General features: G+C 73.6%; 20 protein-coding genes. 6 read left to right on the plus strand and 14 right to left on the minus strand.

The features are described from left to right. Window positions 1-7 precede the first annotated feature (7 nt). Both HCN51_RS40990 and HCN51_RS60355 read left to right on the plus strand, forming a co-directional pair. The gene (locus HCN51_RS40990) at window positions 8-865 is read left to right on the plus strand and encodes an alpha/beta hydrolase (RefSeq protein WP_168017423.1); all 858 of its coding nucleotides are present in this window, start codon (window positions 8-10) and stop codon (window positions 863-865) included. 174 nt (window positions 866-1,039) lie between these two features. Further along, window positions 1,040-1,957, plus strand: a complete 918-nt coding sequence (locus HCN51_RS60355) for a serine hydrolase (RefSeq protein ID WP_168017424.1) — start codon at window positions 1,040-1,042, stop codon at window positions 1,955-1,957. 24 nt (window positions 1,958-1,981) lie between these two features. Here HCN51_RS60355 and HCN51_RS41000 read toward each other — a convergent pair whose 3' ends face one another. From HCN51_RS41000 to HCN51_RS41035, 8 genes are all read right to left on the minus strand, one after another. Further along, a complete protein-coding gene (locus HCN51_RS41000; protein WP_168017425.1) occupies window positions 1,982-3,493 on the minus strand; it encodes a DHA2 family efflux MFS transporter permease subunit in 1,512 nt (503 codons plus the stop codon). A 35-nt stretch (window positions 3,494-3,528) separates the two neighbouring features. Beyond that, a complete protein-coding gene (locus HCN51_RS61745; protein ID WP_277350216.1) occupies window positions 3,529-6,498 on the minus strand; it encodes an AfsR/SARP family transcriptional regulator in 2,970 nt (989 codons plus the stop codon). A gap of 7 nt (window positions 6,499-6,505) precedes the next feature. Then, window positions 6,506-7,255, minus strand: a complete 750-nt coding sequence (locus HCN51_RS41010; RefSeq protein WP_168017426.1) for an isocitrate lyase/PEP mutase family protein — start codon at window positions 7,253-7,255, stop codon at window positions 6,506-6,508. After that, window positions 7,252-7,977, minus strand: a complete 726-nt coding sequence (locus HCN51_RS41015) for a cytochrome P450 family protein (protein ID WP_168017427.1) — start codon at window positions 7,975-7,977, stop codon at window positions 7,252-7,254. The genes HCN51_RS41010 and HCN51_RS41015 overlap by 4 nt, the downstream gene beginning before the upstream one ends. 133 nt (window positions 7,978-8,110) lie before the next feature. Then, complete coding sequence (locus HCN51_RS41020; RefSeq protein WP_168017428.1) at window positions 8,111-8,788, minus strand: DUF998 domain-containing protein; 678 nt, start codon at window positions 8,786-8,788, stop codon at window positions 8,111-8,113. Then, complete coding sequence (locus tag HCN51_RS41025; protein ID WP_168017457.1) at window positions 8,785-9,996, minus strand: glycosyltransferase; 1,212 nt, start codon at window positions 9,994-9,996, stop codon at window positions 8,785-8,787. Before HCN51_RS41025 ends, HCN51_RS41020 begins: the two co-directional genes overlap by 4 nt. A gap of 55 nt (window positions 9,997-10,051) precedes the next feature. Continuing rightward, window positions 10,052-10,864 carry a DMT family transporter gene (locus HCN51_RS41030; RefSeq protein ID WP_206068474.1) on the minus strand — a complete coding sequence of 271 codons (813 nt, stop codon included), beginning with the start codon at window positions 10,862-10,864 and terminating at the stop codon, window positions 10,052-10,054. A gap of 36 nt (window positions 10,865-10,900) precedes the next feature. After that, complete coding sequence (locus tag HCN51_RS41035; RefSeq protein ID WP_080042291.1) at window positions 10,901-11,518, minus strand: DedA family protein; 618 nt, start codon at window positions 11,516-11,518, stop codon at window positions 10,901-10,903. A 390-nt stretch (window positions 11,519-11,908) separates the two neighbouring features. Here HCN51_RS41035 and HCN51_RS62625 point away from each other — a divergent pair, with 390 nt between their 5' ends. Further along, window positions 11,909-13,060 carry a histidine kinase gene (locus HCN51_RS62625; protein ID WP_168017429.1) on the plus strand — a complete coding sequence of 384 codons (1,152 nt, stop codon included), beginning with the start codon at window positions 11,909-11,911 and terminating at the stop codon, window positions 13,058-13,060. Between the two features lie 41 nt (window positions 13,061-13,101). Beyond that, on the plus strand, window positions 13,102-14,115 hold the full coding sequence (locus HCN51_RS41045; RefSeq protein WP_168017430.1) for a hypothetical protein: 1,014 nt from the start codon (window positions 13,102-13,104) through the stop codon (window positions 14,113-14,115). Here HCN51_RS41045 and HCN51_RS41050 read toward each other — a convergent pair. The 3 genes from HCN51_RS41050 to HCN51_RS41060 form a co-directional block, all read right to left on the minus strand. Further along, on the minus strand, window positions 14,023-14,664 hold the full coding sequence (locus HCN51_RS41050) for a VC0807 family protein (protein ID WP_168017431.1): 642 nt from the start codon (window positions 14,662-14,664) through the stop codon (window positions 14,023-14,025). The two genes, HCN51_RS41045 and HCN51_RS41050, sit on opposite strands and share 93 nt — an antisense overlap. Window positions 14,665-14,878: 214 nt before the next feature. Beyond that, the gene (gene leuE / locus HCN51_RS41055; protein ID WP_168017432.1) at window positions 14,879-15,553 is read right to left on the minus strand and encodes a leucine efflux protein LeuE; all 675 of its coding nucleotides are present in this window, start codon (window positions 15,551-15,553) and stop codon (window positions 14,879-14,881) included. A 52-nt stretch (window positions 15,554-15,605) separates the two neighbouring features. Beyond that, entirely contained in the window at window positions 15,606-16,802 is a 1,197-nt protein-coding gene (locus HCN51_RS41060) for a serine hydrolase domain-containing protein (protein WP_168017433.1), read from the minus strand. A 91-nt stretch (window positions 16,803-16,893) separates the two neighbouring features. Here HCN51_RS41060 and HCN51_RS41065 point away from each other — a divergent pair, with 91 nt between their 5' ends. Together HCN51_RS41065 and HCN51_RS41070 are read left to right on the plus strand one after the other, a co-directional pair. Beyond that, window positions 16,894-17,760: a TIGR03619 family F420-dependent LLM class oxidoreductase gene (locus tag HCN51_RS41065; protein WP_168017434.1), complete on the plus strand. Its 867-nt coding sequence runs from the start codon at window positions 16,894-16,896 to the stop codon at window positions 17,758-17,760. 61 nt (window positions 17,761-17,821) lie between these two features. After that, the gene (locus tag HCN51_RS41070; RefSeq protein WP_168017435.1) at window positions 17,822-20,884 is read left to right on the plus strand and encodes an AfsR/SARP family transcriptional regulator; all 3,063 of its coding nucleotides are present in this window, start codon (window positions 17,822-17,824) and stop codon (window positions 20,882-20,884) included. Here the strand turns inward: HCN51_RS41070 and HCN51_RS41075 are convergent. The 3 genes from HCN51_RS41075 to HCN51_RS41085 are packed head-to-tail and all read right to left on the minus strand — an operon-like array spanning window position 20,857 to window position 24,103. Then, the gene (locus HCN51_RS41075; RefSeq protein ID WP_168017436.1) at window positions 20,857-22,422 is read right to left on the minus strand and encodes a CocE/NonD family hydrolase; all 1,566 of its coding nucleotides are present in this window, start codon (window positions 22,420-22,422) and stop codon (window positions 20,857-20,859) included. The two genes, HCN51_RS41070 and HCN51_RS41075, sit on opposite strands and share 28 nt — an antisense overlap. Next, complete coding sequence (locus tag HCN51_RS41080; RefSeq protein ID WP_168017437.1) at window positions 22,419-23,195, minus strand: ABC transporter permease; 777 nt, start codon at window positions 23,193-23,195, stop codon at window positions 22,419-22,421. Before HCN51_RS41080 ends, HCN51_RS41075 begins: the two co-directional genes overlap by 4 nt. Beyond that, the gene (locus HCN51_RS41085) at window positions 23,192-24,103 is read right to left on the minus strand and encodes an ATP-binding cassette domain-containing protein (RefSeq protein WP_168017438.1); all 912 of its coding nucleotides are present in this window, start codon (window positions 24,101-24,103) and stop codon (window positions 23,192-23,194) included. The genes HCN51_RS41080 and HCN51_RS41085 overlap by 4 nt, the downstream gene beginning before the upstream one ends. Window positions 24,104-24,124 lie beyond the last annotated feature (21 nt).

Consider the following 24,124-nt stretch of genomic DNA (forward strand, 5'->3'; position numbering starts at 1 on the left):
GGTCCCCATGAGAGTGGAATTCATGGCGGACGGCCTCACGCTGGCCGGCGACCTGCGGGTCCCGGGCGGCGTGGGGCCGTGGCCCGGGCTCGTCCTCACGGGGCCGTTCACCGGCGTGCGCGACCAGGTCACCGGCCTGTACGCGGCCCGGCTGGCCGAGCGCGGCTACGCCACCCTGGCCTTCGACCACCGCAACTGGGGCGAGTCAGAAGGCCGGCCCCGCCGCCACGAGGACCCGCAGGGCAAGCTGCACGACCTGCGGGCGGCCGTGTCCTTCCTGCGCTCGCGGCCCGAGGTGGACCGCGAGCGCATCGGAGCCGTCGGCATCTGCCTCGGCGCCGGGTACGCGCTCAGGTTCGCCGCCTTCGACCCCCGCGTGAAGGTCTTCGCCGGGATCGCCGGCGCCTACAACAACCCGTACGCGATGCGCGGCGCCGACCTCGCGCCCCACCTCGACGTGCTGGAGCGGCAGGACCTCGGCGGGCCCGTCGAGTACCTGCCCGCCGTCGCCGAGCAGGGCGAGGCCGCGATGCCCGGCGACGAGCCGTACGCGTACTACGGCGGCGAGCGCGGCGCCTCCCCGCACTGGGCCAACGAGGTGACCAGGGGGAGCATCCTCGAACTGCTCACCATGGACAACATGATGGGCAGCGACTTCCTGTCGCCGAAGCCGGCCTTGATCGTGCACGGGGTCGTCGACCGGTTCTGCACGCCCGAAGGGGCGGAGGAGGTGTTCAAGCGGCTCGACCAGCCGAAGAAGATCGTCTGGGTGGACGCCAAGCAGCACATCGACCTCTACGACCGCGAGCCGTACGTCACGCAGGCCGTGGCCGCGACCGCCGACTTCCTGGCCGAGCACCTCTGAGCCGACCTCGGAACCTGCCTCTGAGCCGACCTCCGGACCCACCTCCGGACCCGCCTCCGAACTCGGCAAGAACCTGCTGAAGGTCTCGCCAGGAATGCGCCTGGGGTGATGGTCCAGGCCTTCGGGCCGGGCATGCTCCCGTACGACCCCCGATGAGAGCTCGGGGGTTGGTGCGTGCGCGGGAAGTGGATGGCCGGGCTGGGGCTGGTGGTGGCCCTCGGTGCGGGGTGCGGGGCGGGCAAGGCTCCGGTGGTGCCGGCCGTGGTGGAGGCGCCGGTCAAGGTCGCACGATGCGTCCTGAAATTTCGTGACACGCGCCTGGGAAACGCTGCCCGGGCGCGCCTCTCACGCGACCTCGCCACGTACGTCCGCGGCCGGCCCGGCCGCATCGTCTACGCCGCGCACGACCTCGTGACCGGCGTCAGGCTCGGGCTCGGCGAACACGAGCACGACATGATCACCGCCAGCGGGGCCAAGGTCGACATCCTCGCCGCACTCCTGTCCCGCCGCGACTCCCGCCTCGACGCCGGCGAGCGCGACCTCGCCGCCCGCATGATCAGGGAGAGCGACAACAGCGCCGCCGACGCGCTCTGGTCCCGCGTCGGGGGCGGCGGCGCCATGAGCGACTTCTACGCCAGGATCGGCCTGACGGAGACCACCCCCGGCCCCAGCCAGTACTGGGGCGGCACCAACACCAGCCCCGCCGACCGCCTGCGCCTCCTCAAGGTCCTCATCAGGGGAGGCAAGGGCGGCCTCACCCCCGCCGACCGCGGCATGGTCCTCGGGCTGATGGAACGAGTCCAGCCCGACCAGGCCTGGGGCGTCAGCGCCGCCGCCCGCCCCGGGGACCGGGTGGCACTCAAGAACGGCTGGACGCCCCGGCCGTTCATCCACAACACGTGGGCGGTGACCAGCTACGGCCGCATCGCCGGGCCGGGGCGTGACCTGCTGCTGTCCGTACAGACGGATCAGCAGCCGGGGGAGGGTACGGGCATCCAGACGATCGAGGGCATCGCCCGCATGATCGGCACCCGCCTCCACCACCTCATCCCCACCACCACCCGCCCCTGCCCCACCAACCCCATCCCCTGACACGTCCGTCGCGGGGAGGCGGGGTCAGGAGGGGGCGCCCGTGAGGACGTTCTCCGGGATTTCCTTCGGGACGCCCCGCAAGCCCACCAGCGCGAGCACCGCGACCACCGCCAGCAGGGCCGCCGTGACGAGGGAGGTGAGGTGGACGCCGTCGACGAAGGCCACCTGTGCGGCTCGTACGAGCTGGTCGGCCTGGGTGGCGGGGAGGGTGGTGGCGGCGTTGAGGGCGCCGGCGAGGGATTCGCGGGCCGCCTCGCCCGGCACCCCCGGCGGTAGGGCCAGGTGGGCTCGGTAGGCGCTGGTCAGTACGGTGCCGAGGATGGCGATGCCGAGGGCGCCGCCGAGCTCGAACGCGGTTTCCGAGACCGCCGCGGCGGCCCCCGCGCGCTGCCGTGGTGCCGTGGCCAGGACGTTGTCGTTGTTGACGGTGAAGGCCAGCCCGGTGCCCATCCCCTGGATGATCATGACGGGCAGCAGGGCCCAGTAGTTCAGTTCGGTGTCGAGGGTGGCGTAGTACAGGAAGGCGCCGGCGTTCATGGCCAGGCCCAACGCGACCACGCCGTTCCTGCCCAGGTGCTGGATGAGCCTGGCGGCCAGGACGCCGCCCACGGCGCCGCTGAGCCCGCCGGGGAGCTGGGCGAGCCCGGCCTGGAGCGGGGACCAGCCGAGCACGAGCTGCAGGTACCAGGCGAACATCAGCATCATGGCCGACATGGCGAAGATGGCGAGGAGGTTCGTCAGGACGGAGGCGGTGAACGCGCGGCGGGCGAAGAGCCGCACGTCGATGAGCGGGTCGGCGAGCCTGGTCTGCCGCCACACGAACAGCGCCAGCAGCGCGACCCCGGCCACCCCGGCGATCACGACGTCCGCGTGCCCGAGGCCCTTGTGGGCGGCCTCCTTGATCGCGTAGATGAGGGTGACGATGCCGGTGAACGACAGCGCCACGCTGGCCGGGTCGAGCCGGCCCGCGCGCGGGTTGCGCGACTCCGGTAGCACCAGGATGCCGCCGACCAGCACCAGCGCCATGATGGGCACGTTGATGAGGAAGACCGAGCCCCACCAGAAGTGGTCGAGCAGCAGCCCTCCGACCACGGGGCCGACGGCGAAGCCGGCCGCGCTCATGCCGCTCCAGATGCCGACGGCCGCGGTGCGCTCGGCCGGCTCGGTGAACACGTTGCGGATGATCGACAGGGTCGAGGGCATGATGGTGGCGCCGGCCACGCCCAGCAGCGCCCTGGCCGCGATCAGCAGCTCCGGGGTGGGCGCGTACGCGGTCACGGCGGAGGCGGCGCCGAACGCGACGGCCCCGATGAGGAGCAGGCGCTTGCGGCCGATGCGGTCGCCGAGGTTGCCCATGGTGACGAGCAGGCCGGCCAGGGCGAAGCCGTACATGTCGCCGATCCACAGCAGCTGGGTGGAGGTCGCGCCGAGGTCGGCCACCAGCCGGGGCAGGGCCAGGTGCAGGACCGTGAGGTCGAGCGAGAGCAGCAGCGTGGCCAGGCAGGCGATGGCCAGGCAGGACCATTTGTTCTTCATGCCGCACACTGTGTTCGGCGCGGCTGACGGCGGGCCTACCGCTCGCTGACCGCCTCACCGGCCAGCCCGGTCATGGCGGCGTCGATGCGGGCGCGGGTGTCCTCGGTGCTGAACCAGTTGTCGGGGCAGACCTCGCGGGCCTGGACGAGCAGGGCGCGGGCCGCCTCGTGGTCGCCGCGTTCCGCCTCGACCAGGCCGAGCCCGAGCAGGGCCCAGGCCAGGGTCTCCATGGAGCCGTTGCGCCGCGACAGCTCGGCCGCCTCGGCGAAGTCGTCCCGGGCGCCCTCCAGGTCGCCGAGGCCGGTCCGCGCGTCGCCGCGGCGGCACAGCCCTTCGGCGATCTCCGTGACCGCGCCCAGCTCGCGCGCGAGCGTGAGCGCCTCGCCGGCCAGCGCGAGCGCGCTGCGGTAGTCGCCCTGCAGCTGCCGCAGCGCCCCCAGCCCCGACAGCACCAGCACCATGCCCCACCGCTCGCCGATGGCCCGGAACCCGGAAAGGCTGCGCTCGAAGCGGTCCAGCGCCTCGTCCGTCCGGCCGAGCAGCTGCAGGACGAACGCGTGACCGCAGCTGGCCAGCGCCTCCTTCCACGGCGAGAGGCCGACCACCGCGTCCATGTAGAACTGCTCCATCGCCCCGAAGTCCGCCGGCGGCCCGGTGAACATCGACAGCAGCATCATCATGAACTCCACCCGCACCGGCAGGTAGTCGATCGGCAGCAGCCGCCGCACCTCCTCCAGCCGGGTGCGCAGCAGCTCGTCCGTGCCTCCGGCCCACGCCACGATGAGCACGCACATGGCGTACTCCTCCTCAAGGCCGGGCAGGCGGGTCTCGCCGAGCGCGGCGAGGAGCGCGGCGGCCAGGTTCGCGCTGGAGACGCGGTGGCCGCGCATCCACCAGTAGCAGGCGCTGTGCGCCAGCAGCCGCGTGCCCAGCTCGAACTGCCCGGACTCGGTCGCCCACCGCACGGCCGCGTCGAGGTCGTCGCTCTCCTCGTCGAGCCGGGCCAGCCACTCCATCTGCGCGGCTGTGCGCAGCAGCGGGTCGGCCGCCAGCATCAGGTCGAGGTAGTAGCGGGCGTGCGCGTCGCGGATCGTGTCCCCTTCGCCCGACTCCTCCAGCCGTTCGGCGCAGAACGCCCGGATCGTCTCCAGCATCCGGAACCGCCCGTCCACGAACTCCACGAGCGACTTCTCCGCCAGCGAGAACAGCACCTCCTCCGGCAGCCCGCACACCCGCTCGGCCGCCTCCGGCCGCGCCCCCGCCACGAACGCGCTCAGCCGCCTGGCCATCACCTGCTCGTCGTCGTCCAGCAGGTCCCAGCTCCACGCCACGACCGCGTGCAGCGTCTGGTGCCGGGGCAGCGCCGTACGGCTGCCTCTGGCCAGGAGCCTGAACCGATCGTCGAGCCGCGCCGCGACGTCCGCGATCGACAGGGTACGCAGCCGCGCCGCCGCCAGCTCGATCGCCAGCGGCAGCCCGTCGAGAGCCCGGCAGATGCGCACGACGTGCGCGGCGTTGCCCGCGTCCACCGCGAAACCCGGCCGGACGGCGGCGGCGCGGTCGGCGAACAGCCGCACCGCCGGATACTCCAGAGGGTCGGGCGTCTCGGCGGGCGGCAGCCGCAGCGGCGCCACCGGCAGGATCGACTCGCCCGTGATGCCCAGCGCCTCCCGCCCCGTCACCAGCACGCGCAGGTCGGGGCAGGCGGCCAGCAGGTGGTCGGCCAGCTCGGCGGTGGCCGCCACCAGGTGCTCGCAGTTGTCCAGGACGAGCAGCAGCTCGCGGCCGGCCAGCGCGGCGACCAGCCGGGCGGCGGGGTCCAGGGCGGGGCGCTCGTGCAGGTTCAGGAGAGGGTCGCGGACGCCGATCGCGGCCAGCACCGCCTGTGCCACGCCGTCGCCGTCGGAGACGGGGGCCAGCGGCACGAAGCACACGTCGCCCGGCTCCTGCCCGGCCGCCTCGATCGCCAGCCGGGTCTTGCCCGCGCCGCCGGGGCCGATCAGCGTGACGAGTCTGCTGTCCTGGAGCCGGGCCCCGACCTGCGCCAGCTCCTCGGCCCGGCCCACGAAGCTGGTGAGCTGCGCCCGCAACCCCTGCCTGCCCCGCCGCCCGCCCGCGCCCTGTCCGTGCGCGCCCTGTCCGCCCGCGTCCTGTCCGCTCGCGCCCTGTCGGTACGGGCTGCGCGCGGAGGCGGCCCCCGGGCTGGGGATAGCGGACCGTGCGGCGCCGGGCGCGTCAAGGTGTGTGGTGCCGGGGGTGGGCGGGTGGGTGGGGCCGAGGGAGGGGTCGGCTCTGAGGACGGCCAGGTGGGCGGCGGCCAGGTCGGCGCCCGGCTCGATGCCCAGCTCCTCGTCCAGCAGCTTCCTCGTCTCCTCGTAGACGGTCAGCGCCTCGGCCTGCCGCCCGCTGCCGTACAGGGCGCGCATGAGCTGGGCGCGCAGCCGCTCCCGCAGCGGGTGGGCGGCGGCGAGCTGGCTCAGCTCGGCCACCAGCTCGCGGTGCCGCCCCAGGTCGAGCTCCGCCCGCACGCGGTCCTCCGTGGCGGCCAGCCGCAGCTCCTCCAGGGCGGCCGCGGCGGCGCCGGCGTGCGGCGCGTCGGCGAGCGGCGCGCCCCGCCACAGCTCCAGCGCCTCGCGCAGCAGCATCGCGGCGCGTTCCGGGTCGCCGCCGGCCAGCGCCTGCCGGCCTTCGGCGGTCAGCAGCTCGAACCGGCGCGCGTCCACGTCGTGCGGGTCGGCGACCAGCCGGTATCCGGCCGGGTGGAACTCCACCAGGTCCCGCCCCAGAGCCCGGCGCAGCCGCGACACCTGCGACTGCAGCGCGTTGGCGACGCCCTCGGGCGGGCGCGGCCCGTACATGCCCTCCACGAGCTGCTCGGCGCCGACGATGCGGCCGGCGTGCAGGGCGAGCAGCGTCAGCAGGGCGCGGACGCGGGGGCCGCCGACCGGGACCTGCTCGCCGTCCTCGTCCAGCACGTTCGTGGGCCCGAGGATCTGGAAGCGCATGCCTCGATTATCGCGGCAACCTGTCGGCGATCTCGGCATATGTCGGGATCGCCGGGGCGGGCTCGCCGCGGGCGGCGAGCGCCGTGCCCAGCGCCGCTCCCAGCGCGGCCCGGTAGAGCAGCGAGCCGGTGCTCACCCTGGCCACCCCGGCCTCGCCCAGCCGGGCCAGGCTGGGGCCGTTCGGCTGGTGCAGCACGTTGAGGGGCAGCGGCGTGCGCGCCGCCACCTTCGCGATCTCGTCAAGGTCGCTCAGCCCCGGGACGAAGATGCCGTCGGCGTTCCCGTAGGCGTCCACCCGCTCCTCGGTGCCGGTGCCGTCACCCAGCCAGTACGTGTCGGTGCGCGCGTTGACGAACACCCCGTGGCCCTTGGCGGCCTCGATGATCCGCTGGTGCAGCTCGACGGGCCGCAGCGTGCCGTCGGGGCGTCCGTCCTCCAGGTTGACGCCAGCCACGCCCAGTGCGGCCAGGCCGGCCACCAGCTCGCCCACCTCGTCCGGGTCGTCGCTGAACCCGCCCTCGATGTCCACCGTCACCAGGACGCCCAGGCCGCTGATCGCCTCGGCCAGCTCGATCGTCTCGGCCTTGGTGGCGCCGGTCGCGTCCGGCTTGCCGTGGACGGCGGCCACGCCGAGGCTGGTGGTGCCGATCGCGGGGAAGCCGTGCGCGGCCAGGTAGGCGGCCGAGCCGTAGTCCCAGGCGTTGGGCAGCAGCAGCGGGTCGCCGGGGCGGTGCAGGTCGCGGAAGCTCGAGCTCATGCCGTCAGTCCTTCCAGGACGCCCGCGGCCAGGGCGAGCGCGTGCTCGGGCGCGGGGCAGGGGCGTACGCCGTGGCCGAAGGTGAGGTGCGGGACGTGGCCGAGCGCCGGGTCGATCGCGTCGGGGTCGCGGTTGACGGCGACCAGGTCGATCGTCACCTCGTCGCCGGTGCGCGTGTCGAGCCTGCGGGTGGCCTTGAGCGGCGGGTCCTGCCGGAGCGTCTCGCACAGCAGCACGTCGACATCGCGGTCGGACGGCACGTGCTTGAGTGCGTTCTCGATCAGCCCCTCCGTGGCGGCGTGCGCCTGCAGCAGGAGGGTGATCACGGGGACGCCGGCCAGCTTCAGCAGCTCGGCCACGGCGGCGTCGGCCTGCGGGCTCTCCTCGCCCGACAGGTAGCCGGCCGCGGCGGCGGGCACGGCGCCGGTGTCCTCGACCCCGAGCGCGGCGCCGAGCACGGCCGTCGGCACGCCCCGCCAGTCACCACCCCGTTCCCTGGTCAGGGTCGCGGCGGCCGATCGCAGCGCGGCGGGGTCCAGCCCGCTCAGCAGCTCGACCAGCTCGCGGCGCCGCCGCGCGTGCGTCTCGCCGGTGCTGAACCGGGAGACGTGGGCGCGCAGCCAGGCCAGCGTCCCTTCGGCGCCGTCCTGGCGGACGGGTGGCGGCACGTACCTGGTGTCGGCGAGCACCGCGGCGGCTTCGGCATGACGGGTGATGAGCATGAGGCCACGCTAGGGCGGGGTCCTTTCGGCGGCGGTCGAAGTGTGCCAGGCGGTCGAAGTGTCAGGCGGTCGGAGTGTGTCAGGCGGTCGGAGTGTGTCAGGCGGTCGGAGTGTGTCAGGCGGTCGGAGTGTGTCAGGCGGCGAGTCGTTCCTGGCGCTCGTGCTCGGTCTGCGCGGGCTCGGTAGTGAGGGGCTCGCTCTTCGCGGCGGCCCGCCCGGGGAAGGCGGCCAGCGCCATGGCGATGAGCAGCGCCATCTCGGCGAGCACGACGCCCCGCTCCAGCATCCCGTAGTAGGCGCCGCCGTTGAGCAGCGAGGAGGTGATGGAGGCCGGGTGGGCGGCCAGGTAGACGGCGAGCGTCACCCCGGCGGCCACGCTGATCGCGCGCACCGCGTTCCAGCGGGGCGCGGCCGTGCGGCCCCGGGCGAGGATCCAGCCGGCGACCGGCAGGGAGGTGAACACGACGGCCGCCGACCAGCGGTGGATCTCGCCGGACACGCTGCCGATCTGCGAGGTGCCGGGGTCGGTCGGGAAGATCGCGCTCATCATCAGCCCGGCCGCCCCGGCCACGAGCAGCACCCGGGTGGGCGCGGTGCGGGCCGGGTCGAGGGTGGTCAGCCCGTACGCCAGGCCGAGGCAGGCCACCGCGAGCGCCAGCATGCCGATCAGGACGGGCAGCATCCCGCCGGGCACCAGCGCGTAGTCACTGAGCAGCACCTGGGTGGGCAGCGCCACGTCCGCGTACGCGAGCGCGCCGGCCGACACGAGCGTGCCGATCACCGTGCTCCAGACGCTCTGCCTGGGTGTCATCGCATCACCTCGTCGTAGATCCGCTCGAACCGGGCGAGGGACGCCTGGTCGTCGTGGGTGAGCGCCAGCTCCCTGCTGGCCTTGCCGAGCCGGGCGCGCAGGCCGTCGTCGGCGAGCACGTTCGTCAGGTGCCGGGCCAGGGAGACGACGTCGCCCGGCTGGTAGAGGTAGCCGTTGTCCTCGACGAGGTGCGGCAGCGCCATCGCGTCGGCGGCCACGACGGGCAGCCCGGAGGCCATGGCCTCCAGCGTGGCGATGCTCTGCAGCTCGGCGATGCCGGGCATGGCGAACACGTCGGCGGCGGCGAAGGCCTGCGGCATGTTCTCGTCGGCCACGAAGCCGAGCATGAAGACCCGCTCGCTCACGCCGATGCGCCTGGCCAGCCGCTCCAGCTCCTCCCGCTGGTTGCCCTTGCCGACGAACGCGACCTGGGCGTCGGTCTCGTTGAGCACGAGCGGCAGGGCGCGGATCACCTCGTCGAGGCGCTTCTCCTCGTCGAGGCGGCCGACGAACAGGATGGTGGGCCGGTCGGGCAGGCCGAACATCTTGCGCGCCCACGCCTTGGGCTCGGAGTGCGGGTGGAACCTGGTCAGGTCGATGCCGCAGGAGACCGGCTCGACGCCGCGGCCGAAGCCCTGGTCGGCGAGCAGCTTGGCGGCCAGCGGGGTGGGGGTGGTGATGTGGTCGGCGCGGTTGAAGACGCGGCTGAAGTCGCGCCAGGCCAGCCGGCCCGCCTTCTCCCGCAGCCGGGCGGGGATGTGGGCGAACTGGAAGAGGTTGTCGGGCATGAAGTGGTTGGTGGCCACGATGGGCACGCCGGCCCGGCGGGCGGCGGCCATGGCGGCCCGGCCGACGACGAAGTGGCCCTGCGTGTGCAGGACGTCGGGCTTGATGATGGAGACGAGCCGGTCGAGCCGGGTCGGCACGGTGACGCGCATGGTGGGGTGGACCAGCAGCGGCGCGGAGCGCAGCCGGTGCACGACCACGCCGTCGCACACCTCGGCGCTGGCGGGGCCCTGGTCCGACTGGCAGACGACGTGCACCTCGTTGCCGCGCGCGGCCAGGCCGGTGGCCAGGCGGTGGGTGAAGTAGGCGGCGCCGTTCACGTCGGGCGGGTAGGTGTCGGAGGAGATGAGGATGCGGCGCGGCCGGTCGGGGGCGGGGGAGAGGGTGGCACGCTCGGGGACGCTGTGCAGGGGCATGGCCATGGTGGTGAACTCCGATTTCATGGGTGGCTTGGGGAGAGCCGTGACCTGGGGAATGTCAAGCGGGGTCGTTGTGGGCCTCCAGCGGGCTGGTCCGCGCCAGGGCGACGGTGCCCACGGCGGTCAGCAGGGCCGCCGCGACCGGCAGGATCCCGGTCGGCAGCGGCTCGCCCAGCAGCAGCGCGCCGAACGCGACCGCGGTCAGCGGGTCGGCGATCTGCAGCGAGGCGAAGGAGACGCCGAAGTGCCCGACGGCGTAGGCGCGTTGCAGCATCATCAGCGCGAGCAGCGCGGGCACCGGCAGCGCCAGCAGGTACCACCAGTTCCAGCCGCCGTCCACCAGCACCCGCATGAGGGTGGCGGTGGCGCCGTACAGCACGCCGGAGCTGGTCGCGAGCAGCGCGGCCCGGCCCGCGGGCGAGACGGCCTTGGAGCCGGCCCACAGCAGCACCGCCGCCACCCCGGCCACGCCCAGCAGCGTGAGCACGCCGTTCGGGCTGAGCTGGGTGGGGCCGTCGGACTCGGGGACCAGCAGCACCAGGCCGATCAGCCCGCTCGCCACGACCCCCGCCGCCGTCAGCTCCTTGCGTGACGGCTTGCGGCCGTGCAGCGTGGCGGCGATGGGCAGCGCGAACAGCAGGCTGGCCACGCCCATGGGCTGGACGACGGTCAGCGGCCCGAGCCCGAGTGCGACGATGTGCAGGCCACCACCCGCGAGGATGGACGCGCCGCCGATGAGCCAGCGCGGCCGCCGGAGCAGGGCGAGCAGCCCCGGCTTGGCGGAACCGACGGCCTCGAACTGCTGCAGCGCGGCCCCGAGCGCGAAGAACAGCGAACCGACCAGGGCGATCACCGCGGCCAGCACAGTCATGCGCACTCCTTTCAGACGGATGGTTGCCAGGCAGGGTCAAACGGACGTGTCCGCCGGAAGACGTTCAGAGGAAGCCTTGGTGGCGCGCCGCTTCCTGACCCACCGCACGATCTCCACGACGGCGGTGATGGACAGCGCGATGCCCAGGCCGAGCAGCAGACCCTTGATGGGGTCGTTCTCGAACGCCATCCCGCCGAAGAAGCCGATCAGCCCGGAGTACACCGCCCACGAGCCGGCCGCGATCGCGTCGAAGAAGGTGAACGAGCGCAGCGGGTGCCGCACGGCGCCCATGGTCAGCGTGGTCGCGGTGCGGCCGCCGGGGATGTACCTGGCCACGACCAGGACGAGGCCGCCGCGCTCGGCCAGGGCGTTGCGGGCCCAGACGAACGCCTTCTTGTCGCGCAGCCTGCCCGCCGACTTGTTGCCGATCAGGTAGGAGATGTGGTCGCCGGCGAACGCGCCGAGCGCGGACACCGCCATGACCAGGGCCAGGTTCGTGTCGCCGGTGGCGGCGAACACCCCGGCCGTGATGACGGCCGTCTCGGCGGGCACGATGGGGAAGAACCCGTCGAGCATCGCCAGGGCGAACAGCGCCAGATACAACCACGGCGAGGACATCACCTGTTCGACGAGGTCGAGTATGGCGTGCGACATGAGCGTTGACTCCGATCGTTAGGGCACTCACACAGCCTTGCTGCGCGTGACGTCCGGGACCATCGGGGATGCCCCCGGTCGAACGCGGCCCTTTCCCCCAGTGCGAGTCAGGGCCGATACCCCTTGAAGGTAGAAACTCCGCAGGTCACGGCACATCGGACGATCGGCACGCACTACCCCCTACTTTCGTCGGGGTCGCGCCTGCGATCTCCGGATGACACTTACGATCAAACCGGTTCGCGGCGCGGGAATCAGGAGTGGAGATAGGCGCATTCGTGGTGGGGCTAGCCCCACCCCCGCAGGGGACGGCGCTCTACCCCACTTTCGTCAGGGGTGCCACCTGACTTCGGGCGGAGCCGGCCACCCGGGCGTTGCCGATACCGTCGGGGCGTGACGCGTTTTCGCAGGGAGAGCCGCCGCCAGGTGGTCTACGACGTGCTGCTCTTCGTCGTGCTCGCCATCTTCGTCGCCGCCATGGGGCCCGACCCGTTCAGGGATCCGGCGGCGTTCGGCATGGTGACCGTGCCCCGCTGGGGGCTGGCCGCCGCCGCGGTGCTGGTCGGGCGACCGTACCCGCTGGCGGCGCTGGTGCTGCTGCTGCCGCTGGGGCCGTGGCAGTTCAGCGAGGGGTTCGCGACGGTGGACCTGAGCTGGCTGCTGCCCCGGCGCAACGTGAAGATCCTGCCGTTGCTGGCGACGTCGCCGTTCATCGTCTGGTACGCGTACCTGACCGGGCGGCGGATGGCCAGGGTGTGGCCGGCGTTGCTCGCGTTCTGCCTGATCGCGGTGGTGGGCGTGGCGGTGGTGCTGGCCAGGGGCGGCGACCTGGCCCTGTGGGTGTCCATGATCACGGCGGTGCTCGGCACCTATGTGGTGCCGCACCTGTTCGGGGTGCTGCGGCGCAAGCTGCTGCAGCAGCGCGCGCAGGCCAGGACGTCGGCCGAGGCGCAGGCCAGGCTGCGCGAGCGGGCCAGGATCGCGCGCGAGATGCACGACTCGCTCGGCCACGACCTGGCGCTGATCGCGGTCCGGGCGGCGGGGCTGGAGCTGGCGCCCGGCCTCGCGCCCGCGCAGGTCAAGGCGGCCGGCGAGCTGCGGCTCGCGGCGGCCGACGCCACCGAACGGCTGCGCCAGATCATCGGGCTGCTGCGCGAGGACTCCGACGCGGCGCCGCTGGCCCCGGTGGGGGAGGACGTGCCCGAGCTGGTACGCAGGGCCGCCGACTCCGGCATGTCGATCACCCTCGACCTCGGCCCGGGGCCGGTGCCCGGCCTGGCCCGCGCCGTGGTGCAGGAGGGGCTGACGAACGCCGCCAAGCACGCGCCCGGGGCGGCCGTGGAGGTGTCGGTGTCGCCGCACCGGGTCCGCGTCCGCAACGGGCCGCCCCGCTCCCGGCCCACGGCGCGCTCCGGCGGGCTGGGGCTGACGGGGCTGCGCGAGCGCGTCCGGCTGGCCGGCGGCACCCTCACCGCCGGGCCGGTGGGCGACGGCTTCGAGCTGACCGTGTCGCTCCCCCGCGAGGGGGAGGCGGATCCCCGCTAGGCGGGAGGGTGCGGGCCGCCGCACACGCGAGGCTCACAGGCATGACACAAACTGCCCTGAGCACGAACCGCTCGCCCGGCGCGATCGCGAGCGGCCCAGCGCCGGGTTTCGGCCGGCGTGCCGCCGCGATCGTGGCGGTGGCGGCGATGCTGCCCTACCTGACGCTCAAGATCCTCTGGCTGACCGGCAGCTCGATCGGCGTGAGCGAGCCCGGCCTGATGAACGACCCGGCGATGGTCGGGCTCAACGCGATGACCTTCGGCATGGACGCTGTCGGCCTGCTGCTGGCGCTGGCGTTCGCGGCCCGCTGGGGCCTGCGGCTGCCCGCCTGGCTGGTGCTGCTGCCGCTGTGGGTGGGCACGGGCCTGCTGTCGGTGCTGATCGTCAGCATGCCGGTCGTGATCGCGACGTCCGGCCTCGGCGCCTTCGCGGGCGGCCCTATCCAGTCGTGGATCTACCTGATGGTCTACGGCGGCTTCATGGTGCAGGGGATCGGCCTGATGGCGGCCTTCGCCCTGTACGCCCGCGACCGCTGGCCGGCCGCCTTCACCACGGCCACCGGCCGGCCGTTCCCCAGCCTCACCCGGCCGTTGCAGCGGGTCCTGGCCTGGGGCGCGCTGCCGGTCGCCACGCTGCTGGGCGGCGTCCGGCTGGCGTGGGCCTTCGACGGGCAGGTGGGGGCGGTGCAGGACGTCCTGAAGGGGGTGCTCGCGATCGCCGGCGCCGCCGCGCTGGTCGTGATGGTGGAGCGCAAGGGCCGGGGCCCGTTCTGGCGCCCGCTGGTGGCGGCCTGGATCGGCGCGGGCTCCCTGTTCGCCTGGGGCCTCTACGCGCTGATCATCACGTCGGTGGGCGGGCCGCTCTCCGCGGGGGCGGGCGGCCCGGAGGGGCTGGTGGAGCTGTTCGGCGTGCTGACCGGCCTGGTCATGGGGTTGTGCGGGGCGTTCCTGCTGGCCGAGCGCTCAGGCGTGGGCCACGTGGATGCGGTGCAGGAGCCGCTTGAAGGCGATGACCGAGAACGTGATCGCCGTACCGCTGATCACGGCCACCGCTGACGTCCGCAGGATCATGAACGCGCCGAGCGAGCCGCCGATCGACTCGTAGACCGCGAGGAAGATGCTCAGCGTGGAGTTCATCAGCAGCACGAACGCCCACAGCAGCGTGATCCGGGCGAAGAACCGGCGCACCCGCTCCTGCTTGAGCACCGCCGACGGCAGGTGGATGTAGTCGAGCGTGAGCTTCTGCACCAGCGGCCTGTTGAGCCGCACGGAGGCGAGGAAGGCCATGCTGATGCAGATCGTGCCCATCTCGGGCTGGATGAAGAACCACATCCAGGTGCCGGTCCAGAACGCCACGATCGCCCGTACGGTGATCGCGAACGCCGCCAGGTACATGGTGGCGGGCACCTTGACCCGCTTGACGAGCCGCCAGGCCACGCCCAGGTAGACCCAGGCGACGGTGAGGGCCAGCGCCCATTTGAAGCCGAGCACCACCATGGCGAGGTAGAAGACGGCGAGGGGGGCGACCACGCCTTCGAGCAGCCGGGGAGCCGCCTGCCGGGCGAGCGCGGTGAGGCGTGGGAGGGTGACAGGTGGATGGTTCAAGGCTGCTCCGCAGATAGGCCGACGATCAGCGTCTACCCGGGCTTCAGGGGACCAGGCATGACAGATGGATCGCACGTTGTCACCGGTGGGTCCGACACCGCCGTCCCGGGAAGCACGCCGGTGGCTTACCGTACCCGAGGCGGAGTGATGAGACTGCCTGTTTTGACGCGTTCCATCTGTGTCCACGAAAACAGCGGGGGCTTGAATGCGTCTTTCATCCGAGTGACGCGGTGGCGAGTTTCGCGCCGAACCCCAGGAAGACGACCCCGACGCCGGACGTGAGGCCGGCGCTGAGCCGGCGGTGGCGGCGGAACTGGGCGGCCAGGAAAGTTCCGCCGAAGATCAGGCCGGTGAGGTAGAGGAAGCTGAAGAGCTGGATGACGGCGCCCAGGATGATGAACGACAGCGCGGGGTTGGCGTAGCCGGGGTCCACGAACTGCACGAAGAACGAGACGAAGAACAGGATGGCCTTCGGGTTCAGCAGGCTGATCGTCAGGGCCTTGCGGAAGGGGCGCGGGCGGCCGTCACCCTTGACGGCGGCCACGGGCGCGGCCACAGGAGCGGTGGCCCCGGCCGTGCGGGCGGAGCGCCACGACTTCCAGGCGCCCCTGAGCATCTGGAAGCCGATCCACGCGAGGTACCCGGCGCCGGCGTACTTGACGATCGTGAACAGCAGCGGATTGGCTTGCAGGAGCGAGGCGGCGCCGGCGGCGGTGAGGAACATCAGCACGGTGTCGCCGGCGAAGACGCCCGCCGCGGCCCGGTAGCCCTGGCGGACGCCGTGCTGGGCGGCGTAGGACAGGACGTACAGCGAGTTGGGGCCGGGCAGGAGGATGATCAGGAAGGCGCCCACGACGTAGGCCCAGAAATCCGTGATGCCGAAGAACATGATGCCGCTTGCTCCTGGGGAAGAACTGGTGACATATCACGGTATCGGGCGGTCAGGGCGCGTACCAGATGCCGCCGTACGCCTGCCGGTGGCCGAGCGCCCGGTAGACCGCGTCCACCAGCGCCTGCCCGCGCGGGTTCACGCCGAGCCCGGCGCCCTGCTTGTTCATCGTGTAGCCGAACGCCAGCCGCGCCGCCGGGTCACAGAACCCGATCGAGCCGCCCATTCCCACGTGCCCGAACGCGGTCTCCGTCAGCAGCGCGCCCTCGCTGTCGGGCGCGGGCAGGTGCCGGTTGTCGACCGCCTTGACGAAGCCGAGCGCGAAGTGGGTGGGCGCGAGCAGCACCGCGTCGGTGCCGGCCGAGGCGGTCAGCGCCATGAGCGCCAGGTGCTCCCTGCTCACCAGGCCGCCGCCGCCGAGCGACAGCGGCCGGTACATGCCGGCCAGCCCGCGCGCGTGGGTGATCCCGCCGACGGCCCCGATCTCGGACGCGTGCGCGGCCCTGCTGTCGGACTCGCCGGCCGCCATGTAGCCGCCCTCGTGGGCCAGCACCGCCGCCTGCACCGACGCCGGGTCGCCGAACGCCTTGAGGTAGAACGAGGCCGGCGCCTGCGGCGGGTCGGCGGGCACGGTCGGCGCGATCCGGCCCTCCAGCTCCTCCGGCAGCCCCAGCCAGAAGTCCAGCCCGAGCGGCTCGGCCACCTCCTCGCGGAAGAACGTGCCGAGCGAGCGCCCGCTCACCCGGCGCACCACCTCGCCCACGAGATAGCCGAAGGTGAGCGCGTGGTAGCCGTGCCGGGTGCCCGGCTCCCAGTACGGCTCCTGCTCCGCCAGCCGCCCGGCCATGAGCTTCCCGTCGTAGAAGGCGCCGGGCGGCGGCGGCTCGCGCAGTGCGGGCAGCCCGGCCTGGTGCGCGAGCAGGTGCCGGACGAGCGTGCCGCCCTTGCCGCGCACGCCGTACTCGGGCCAGTAGCGGATGACGGGGGCGTCGAGGTCGAGGTCGCCGCGCGAGGCGAGCACGTGGGCGCACAGCGCCGTCGCGCCCTTCGTGCACGACCACACGTGCCCGATCGTGTCCTCCGCCCAGGGGCGGTCTGGCGCGGCCTGCCCGCCCCACAGGTCGACGGCCACCTCGCCGTCGACGATCACGCACACCGACGCGCCGACCTCGCCGCGATGGGCGAGATTCGCTTCGAACTCCTCGCGTACCTGGGCGAACGGAGGATCACACCTGCCATGCACGGTCATTTCCCGAATGCATCACGAAAGTCCGGGCGTGTAAACCGATGACTTTCCGCCCTTGCCCTGGTCAAAAGGTCAGACAAGAAGGGAGCACGACATGGATCTCGGAATCGGCCTTCCCGTGACGGGCCCGCAGACGAGCCCGGAGGAGATCGTCCGCGTGGCCCAGGCGGCCGAGCGCGCCGGGCTGGGCGCGGTATGGACGTACGAGCGCCTGATCCGGCCCGCCGAGCCGTGGATGCTCGGGCTGGAGCAGGTCATCCCCCTGCCCGAGGAGAGCGCCTCCGTCTACGACCCGCTGGAGACGCTCGCCTACCTCGCGGCGAAGACCAGCACGATCCGGCTGGGCACCACCGTCATCGACGCGTTGTTCCACCCGCCCGTCGTGCTGGCCAAGCGGCTGGCCACGCTCGACCGGCTCAGCGGCGGCCGGATGTGGATCGGGCTCGGGCAGGGCTGGATGAAGCAGGAGTTCGAGGCGGCGGGCGTGCCGGTCAAGCGGCGCGGGGCGGGCTTCGCGGAGCACGTGGAGGCCATGCGCGCCTGCTGGGGCCCCGACCCGGTGCGCTTCTCGGGCCGCTACTACTCGATCCCCGAGTCGGGCGTCGGGCCCAAGCCGACGGGCCTGACACTGCTCGGCGGCGCGGGCGCGCCGGCCGCGCTGGAGCGGGTGGCCGCGCTCGGCATGGGGCTGACCACGGTCGTCTTCGACTGGGACATGCTCGGGCAGACCGTCGAGACCTACCGCAAGGCCGGCGGCCAGGGCCCGCTCGTGGTCCAGGTGAACGGCGTGGTCGGCGACCGCTCGCTGGACGAGCGCACCCCGCTGACCGGCTCGGTCGAGCAGGTGGCCGAGGACCTGGCGCGGGTCAGGGCGCTGGGCGCCGACCACGTGCTGTGGCAGCCGATCGGCTTCGACGCGGACGGCCTGGTCGAGCGCATCGCGCAGCTCGGCACGTCCTGACCCGGCGCACTGGTCCGCACCCGGCAAGATGTGACATGTGCGGATATCCATCCTGGGGCCGATGGAGGTCGAAGGGGACGACGGGCCGATCGCGGTCGGCGGGCTGCGCCTGCGCGCGCTGCTCGCCCTCCTGGCGCTCGAAGCGGGCCACACCGTCACCGCCGAGCGGCTGATCGACGCGCTCTGGCCGGACGAGCCGCCCGCCAACGGCCCCAACGCGCTCCAGACGCTGGTCCGGCGGCTGCGGGTGGCGCTGCGGCCGTACGAGGTGGTCGAGAGCAGGCCCGGCGGGTACGCGCTGGTCGTGGCCGACGACGACGTGGACGCGCTGCGCTTCCGCCGCCTGGCCGCCAAGGGGGACGGCCTCGACCTGTGGCGGGGGCCCGCGCTCGCCGACCTCACCGCCGTCCCCCGGCTGGCGAACGTGGCCGCCACGCTGGAGCAGGAGCGGCTGGCCGCCGTCGAGACGCGGGCGGAGACCCGCCTCGCGGCCGGCCTGCCGGTCGACCTGACGGCGGAGGTGGCCGCGCACCCGCTGCGCGAGCGCCTGTGCGCGCTGGCCATGCGGGCGCTGGCCGCCGCCGGCCGGCAGGCCGAGGCGCTGGAGCTGTTCGAGCGCACCCGCCGCACGCTCGCCGACGAGCTGGGCGTCGATCCCGGCGCCGAGCTGCGCGCGGCCCATCTCGCGGTCGTGTCGGGGGAGGGCGCCCCGGTACGCAGGCCGGTCCGGCACAAGGGCAACGTCCGGGCGCCGCGCACCAGCTTCATCGGCAGGGAGGCCGAGCTGGAGCAGCTTCTCGCCCTGCTCGGCCGGGCGGAGCTGGTGACGCTCGTCGGCCCGGGCGGCGCCGGGAAGACGCGGCTGGCCACCGAGGTCGCGCTGCGGATGGACGGGCTCGACGGGGCGTGGATGGTGGAGCTGGCCCCGGTTAGCGAGCCCAGGGACGTCGCGGGCGCGCTCCTCGACGCGCTCGGCCTGCGCGAGGACCGGCCCCGCTACCACGAGGGGGACCAGCTCACCCACCAGGTGGCCGAGGACCAGGCGGCCGAGGACCTGGTCGTCGAGGCGCTGGCGGGCCGGCGCGCGCTGCTCGTGCTGGACAACTGCGAGCACGTGGTCGAGGCCGCCGCCGGACTGGCGGAGCGGCTGCTCACCGGCTGCCCTGGGCTGCGCGTGCTGGCCACCAGCCGCGAGCCGCTGAGCGTGCCGGGCGAGCACCTGGCCCCGGTTCCGCCGCTCGAACCGCCGCCCGTGGGCGCCGACCCCATGCGGGCGGCCGCGTTCCCGTCGGTGCGGCTGCTGCTCGACCGGGCCGGCGCGGCCAGCCCCGCCTTCGCGCTGGACGAGAGCAACGTGGCGGACGTGGTGGCGCTGTGCAGGCGGCTGGACGGCATGCCGCTGGCCATCGAGCTGGCGGCGGCGCGCCTGCGCACCATGACCCCCCGGCAGCTCGCCGACCGGCTCGACGACCGGTTCAGGCTGCTGACCGGCGGCAGCAGGACGGCGCTGCCGCGCCAGCAGACGCTCAGGGCCGTGGTCGAGTGGAGCTGGGACCTGCTCGACGACGAGGAGCGGGTGCTGGCCAGGCGGCTGGGCGTGTTCGCGGGCGGGGCGACGCTGGAGGCCGTGGAGGAGGTGTGCGGGGGCACGGCGGCCGTGCTGGGCGCCCTGGCCGACAAGTCGCTGGTCCAGGTCTCGCCCGAGGGCCGCTACTCGATGCTGGAGACCATCCGCGCCTACGCCGTCGAGCGGCTGGAGGAGGCGGGCGAGGCCGGCACGTACCGGCGGTGGCACGCCGTCCGCCTGCGCGACCTGGTCGAGCGCGCGACCCCCGAGCTGCGCACGGCCGCGCAGATCGGCTGGATCGAGCGGCTGTCCGCCGAGCGCGACGACTGCGCGGCGGCGCTGCGCTGGGCCGTCGACGAGCGGGACGCCGAGCTGGCGCTGCGGCTGTGCGCGGGGCTGAACTGGTTCTGGTGGATGTGCGGCTACCGGCGGGAGAGCGCCGTGTGGGCCAGGCAGGTGCTGGACCTGGTGGGGGAGACGCCGCCGCCCGGCCTGGCCGGGGCGTACACGGCGTGCATGTTCGCCTGGGGCGTCGACCGGTTCGGCTCGATCGTCAACGACAAGGACGCCATGCGGGAGCTGTGGCAGCGGATCGAGGGCCTGGTCGACCTCGCCGAGCGGGAGGGCCCCGTGCACCCGATGCTCCGGCTCAGCAGGGTCGTCATGGCGTACGCGGCCGGGCGCGAGGAGCACGCCGCCGCGCTGCTCGACGCGTACGTGGCGGACGACGATCTCTGGCTGGCCAGCTCCGCCCTCATGATCGGCGCCAGGAACCACGACGAGCAGCGGCTGGAGCGGGCGGTCGCCGGGTTCAGGAAGCTGGGGGACCGGTGGGGTCTGACCGAGGCGCTGCTCGGACTGGCCGCCGCCCGGGCCACCCGGGGCGCCCCGACCGGCGATCTCGTCGCCGAGGTCTGGTCGCTCACCAGCCGGTGGGTCAGCGCCGACGAGGCCGTCTCCACGCTGATCCGGCTGGCGGACCTGCGTACCATGGCCGGTGACCTGGACGGCGCGGGCGAGGACCTGGCCAGGGCGCGGGCCGAGGTGGACGACGAGGCGAGCGCGTTCACCCTGATGCAGCTCGGCCAGGCCGAGGCCGCCCACGCCTGCCGCACCGGCGACCTGGAGCGCGGGCTGGCCCTCTACCGCGACCTGTTCGGCCTGCTGCCCGAGGTGGTGCCGATCGTGCAGTTCGCGGCCTCGCTCAGGACCGGCTACGGCCGCGCGCTGCTCTGGAGCGGCGACCGGGAGGCGGCGCTGGCCGAGCACCGCCTGGCCCTGGAGACGCTGGGCGAGGTCAACCAGGACCAGCCGCTGCTGTCGGTGACGCTGGCCGGGTTCGGGCTGATCGCCCAGGCCGGCGGCGACCAGGAGCGGGCCGCCGTGCTGTTCGGGGCCGCCGCGGCGATCCAGCCGCACGACACCTCGCCCGAGACCGAGCGGGCCGTGCGGGCGGCCAGGGCCGCGCTCGGCGAGGAGCGCTTCGACGCCCGCTTCGCCCAGGGCGCGGCCCTGCCTTTGCCGGAGGTCTACGCGATGGTGGGCAGCACGGCGTAGGAGGGGGCGTGCACGGTCGTGGTGCCCTTCTCCAGGTTCCTGCCGAACCGGGAGAAGTTGGAACCGGCCACGTCGATCCTGATCCGGTGGCCGGGCAGGAACGCGTTCGCGATCGCCCCCAGCCGGACCGTCACCTCGCGCACCTCGCCGGGGGCGAGCCCGTCCACGCGGGTGATGCCGTCGGTCAGCAGCTCCGCCCGTCCCGACGGGTGCACGTCGATCAGCTTGACGGCCAGGTCGGCGGAGGCGGCGGTCGAGCTGACCCGCGCGACCAGCTCGACCTCGCCGGCGACCTCCACACGCTCCTTGAGCGGCTCCGTCCGGTAGCGCAGGACGTCGGCGCGCCCGTCCAGGGGGCGCTGGTCGAGGGGGCCGTACGCGTCGAACGACATGATCGCGCCGCCCACCGTCGGCACCGGGTCGCCCGGGTCGGCGGCGAAGCTCCAGGCGCCGCCGGTCGCGGGCGTCTGCGTGAGCGTGCCGCCCGGGGCCAGGTGGTACGGGACGCGGCGGGCCCGCGCGATCGGCCAGTCCGCCTCCTCGCGCCACTCGTCGTCGCCCATCACGAAGAGCTTCACCCTGGCCCGGTCGCGCAGCGGCTCCCCGCGCAGCCAGTGGCCGAACCAGTCGAGGTGCACGCCGGTCCAGTCGATGGCGTCCTGGCTCGCCTGATCCCCGTAGTCGCGCCCGCAGATGTCGCGATCGTGGCTGAAGTGCGTCCACGGGCCGACGACCAGCCGCGAGTCGCCGCGCAGCCGCTCGTAGTGCTCGATCGAGGCGTCGCGGAAGTAGTCGTACCAGCCGGTGCTGACCAGGGCGGGCACCTCGATGCGGGAGTGGTCCACGACGCCGGCCCGCCACAGCGGGGCGAGCGGGTCCGGGTTGTCCATCCACTCGGCGTACATGGGGACGAGGTCCTTCAGGAGGGGCTGGTCGCTGAGGGGCAGCCTTGCGTACAGCTCGTCGAGCCGGGCGAGCGCCGCCAGGTACTCCTGCTTGTCCCCCGGCGTGGCCGTGCCTCTGGCGATGCGCCGGTCGAGCTCCAGGGGGCCCAGCACGATCGCGCTGATCGTGAGCATGATGTTGAGGTTGGGGATGCCGCCCGGCTGGTAGACGCACTCGTACAGGCCGCCGGGGCACACGTGCGGCGCGATCGCGCGCAGGCCCTCGGGCCGCTCCTGCGCGGCGAGGAGCTGGGTGATGGCCAGGTACGAGTCCCCGAACATGCCGACGTTCCCGTCCGACCACGGCCGGGTGGCCGCCCACCGGACCGCGTCGTGGCCGTCCTCGGCCTCGCCGGCGATGAACCGGGACTCACCGCCCGAGTCGCCGCTGCCCCGCACGTCCTGCGACACGACCGCGTACCCGGCGGCCACCAGCCGGGGCACGTCGAGGTGGTAGCCGGGGCCGGTCAGGCCCCGGCCGTAGGGGGTGCGCGACAGCAGCACCGGGAAGGGGCCCGGCCCGGCCGGCCGCCACACGGTCGCGACGAGCCGCACGCCGTCGCGGGTGGTCATGGTCTCGGTGGTCTCGATCATCGGACTCTCCTGTTGTAGGCACGGAGGGCAAGGGGGAAGAACAGGGCGAGCAGGCCGGCGGACCAGCCGAGCGTGATCCACACGTCGGCCGCAGCCGGCCCGCCGCCCATGAGGCCGCGCAGGGCGCCGGCCAGGTGCGAGACGGGGTTGACGCCCATCCACCAGGTCAGCCAGCCCGGCATGTCCGTGGCCGGCACGAACGCGCTGCTGCCGAACGTGAGCGGCAGCAGCACCGCCGTGGCCGCGCCCTGCATCGAGGTGACGGACTTGGCCACCAGCCCGATCCAGGCCGAGCCCCAGCTCAGCGCCATGGTCATGAGCAGCACCAGGCCGATCCCGGCCAGCGCCGAGAGCGGGCCGGCCGTGACGCGGAAGCCGACGGCGTACCCGACGGCCAGCGACATGGCGATGGTGACGAGCATCGTGAGCAGGTCGGCCAGGATGCGCCCCACCAGCGGCGCGGACCTGGCGATCGGCAGGGTCCTGAACCGGTCGAAGACGCCGTTGCCGATGTCGGTGGCCAGGTTCATGCCGGTGGTGATCGTGGCCATCAGCGCGACCTGGACGAGCACGCCGGGCAGCATGTACGCCACCGCGCCCGCCCGATCGCCCCCGGCCGCCCCGCCGAACAGGTACACGAAGATGACGATCATGAACACGGGCTGGAACAGCAGCCCGAGAAGCTGCCCGGGGTTGTTCCGCAACGGGACGAGGCTGCGCCAGGCGAGCGTCAGCCCCTGCGAGAGCGCGGCGGTCATCCGGGTGGCGGTCATCGGGGATCTCCGGTGAGGGTGCGGAAGACGTCGTCGAGGGAGGGCAGGCGCAGGGCGTGCTCGGCGAGCACGATGCCCGCGTCGTCGAGCTGCCGCAGCAGGGCGGGCGGTTGCGCCAGGTCGTGGACCGGCAGGGTCAGCAGCCCGTCGGCGGCCCGCACGCCGAGGATGGCCTCCGCCTTCTGCAGGTCCCCGGCGTGCACGGGGCGGACGTCGAGCCGGTGCCCGCTCGCCAGCGCCTTCAGCTCGGCGGGCGTGCCCGACGCGGCCACCCGGCCCCGGTCGATGACGAGCAGGTCGTCGGCGAGCTGGTCGGCCTCCTCCAGGTACTGGGTGGTCAGCAGCACGGTCACGCCGTCGGCGGTCAGCTCCCTGACGACCTCCCACAGCTCGCCGCGCGCGTTGGGGTCGAGACCGGTGGTGGGCTCGTCGAGGAACAGGATGCGCGGCCGGGCGACCAGGCTCACGGCCAGGTCGAGGCGGCGGCGCATGCCGCCCGAGTAGCCGCCGGTCGCCCGGCCGCCCGCCTCCTCCAGGCCGAAGCGGGCCAGCAGCTCCTCGGCCCTGGCGCGGGCCGCCGCCCTGGACAGGCCGAGCAGGCGGCCGATCAGCACCAGGTTCTGGACGCCGGTCAGCTTCTCGTCCACCGAGGCGTACTGGCCGGTCAGGGCGATGACCTCGCGGATCCTGCCGGGCTCGCGGCTCACGTCGTGCCCGGCGACCAGGGCCCGCCCGGCGTCGGGGGAGATCAGGGTGGCGAGGATGCGGACGGCGGTGGTCTTGCCGGCCCCGTTCGGGCCGAGGACGCCGAGCACGGTGCCGGTCCTGGCCTGGAGGTCGATGCCGTCGAGCGCGGCCTTGTCGCCGTACCTCTTGGCGAGCCCTTCGGCTTCGATCGCGTACGTCATGCCAGGTACGGTGCCGGGCCG

Origin of the sequence: Nonomuraea composti (assembly GCF_012034275.1) — a bacterium.
GTDB lineage: Bacteria > Actinomycetota > Actinomycetes > Streptosporangiales > Streptosporangiaceae > Nonomuraea > Nonomuraea composti.